Here is a 1,865-nt window from a genome sequence, read left to right as displayed (position 1 = left end):
TTCCCGAGGCACGACGCGATCCACGCCGTGGCCCGCACCGGTCGGCCGCAGGTCAGCCAGGTGGCCCGCAACGGCACCGTCTACCACGTGCGGACGCAGCTACGCGGCGACGAGGTCGTCCAGGTGGTCTTCGACGCCCGCTTCCAGCTCGCCGAACGGCGTTACCTGCTGTGGGCGGTGTCGACCGCCGCGCTGGCCGTCCTGGTCGCGGCGACCGCGACGGACCTGCGGCTGCGTCGCCGGTCGGTGCTGCCGCTGACCGAGGCGCTCGACCGGCAACGCCGCTTCGTCGCCGACGCGAGCCACGAGCTGCGGGCCCCGATCACCCGGGTGCACACGGCGGCCCAGCTGCTGGCCCAGCGGACGACCGGCGCGGCGCACGACGCGGACCGGCAGGACCTGGACCGGCTGCTGCACACCACCCGACGGCTCGGGGAGATCGTCGACGAGTTGCTCCTGTCGGCCCGGTTGGCCGATCCGGCGGCGATGACCGGGCCGCCGGCCACTGTCGACCTCGCCGCGCTCGTCGTCGAGGCGATCGGGGCCGACGCGCCGCGCGCCGCCGCCCTCGGGGTGACGCTCGGGGTGACCGGCGCGGACCACCCGGTGCCGGTGCGCGGCGTCGGGCCCGCGCTGCACCGGGTGGTGGCGGAACTGCTGGCGAACGCCCTGCACCACACCCCGGCCGGCGGACGGGTGCAGGTGCGGTTGCGTCCGGCGGGCGCGGACCGGGTCGAGCTGGTGGTCAGCGACTCCGGCCGGGGGTTCGACCCCCGGCACGCCGGCCGGATCTTCGACCGGTTCCACCGGGGCCCCGACGCCGGGGACCGCCGGGCCGGGCTCGGGTTGGCGCTGGTCCGCGAGGTGGTCACCGCGCACGGCGGCACGATCAGCGCCACCGGCCGGCCCGGGGCGGGCGCCACCTTCACCGTACGGCTGCCGGTGTCCGGCGGGGGGCGCGCCGGTGGCCCGCCGACGGACGGCGACCCGGGCGGCGGCCGGTGGCCCCTGCGCTGGTGGGCGGGCCGGGACCGGGCGGGCGGGGAACGCGCGACGAGCAGATTCTGACCGGCGAGAAATTCCACCGGTCAACCTTCTGCCGTTTCGGTGCGACCATGAACGGATGACCGACCCGTCACCCCCGGCGCACGGCCCGTTGCTCCTCGTCGAGGACGACGCGGAACTGGCCGACATGCTGGTCGAGCTGTTCCACCGGGCGGGGTACCGGATCGACCTGGCCCGCGACGGTCAGCGCGGACTGCACCTGGCGCTGCGCGGCCCCTACCAGGTGATCATGTTGGACCGGCGGCTGCCGGCCATCGACGGGGTCGACCTGCTCATCCGGCTGCGGCGGCGCTCCGTCGCCGCCCGGGTGCTGATGCTCAGCGCGCTCGGCGACCTCGACGAACGCATCCGGGGCCTCGACGCCGGCGCCGACGACTACCTGCCCAAACCGTTCGAGGTGACCGAGCTGATGGCCCGGGTCCGGGCGCTGACCCGCCGCCGCTTCGACGGGGCCGAGTTGATCCCCATCGGGGCCGGGCAGCTCGACCTGGCCCAGCGCGGGGTGCGGCTGCCCGACGGGCGGGAGGTGACGCTCAGCGGCCGGGAGTTCGAGCTGATCCGGCTGCTCGCCAGCCAACCCCGGATGGTGCACAGTCGCAGCCAGCTCCGGGGGCGGGTGTTCGGCGCGGACCGCACCGAGGCGGTGGTCGACACGTACGTGCACTACCTGCGCCGCAAGCTCGGCGACCGGGTGGTGCGCACCGTGCACGGCCTCGGCTACCAGATCGGCGCGCTGTGAGCCGGGCGCCCCGGGGCCCCCCCGGCCCCCCGGGGCGGGGGGGGGGGCGCCCCTCCCCCCC

Annotated in this window: 2 protein-coding genes; both read left to right on the top strand. The window is 76.5% G+C overall.

From position 1 onward, the window contains the following. Positions 1–1,068 (top strand): sensor histidine kinase (locus tag ACOJTC_RS15915; RefSeq protein ID WP_420117459.1); only part of this gene is annotated, 1,068 nt, incomplete at its 5' end. Positions 1,069–1,123: 55 nt separating this feature from the next. After that, positions 1,124–1,804 carry a response regulator transcription factor gene (locus ACOJTC_RS15910; RefSeq protein ID WP_420117458.1) on the top strand — a complete coding sequence of 227 codons (681 nt, stop codon included), beginning with the start codon at positions 1,124–1,126 and terminating at the stop codon, positions 1,802–1,804. The last annotated feature ends 61 nt before the right edge of the window (positions 1,805–1,865 follow it).

Source organism: Micromonospora sp. (genome assembly GCF_048594385.1).
Lineage (GTDB): Bacteria > Actinomycetota > Actinomycetes > Mycobacteriales > Micromonosporaceae > Micromonospora > Micromonospora wenchangensis.
Note: the sequence above shows the minus strand (reverse complement) of the source record. Positions and strands in the feature narration are given on the sequence as shown.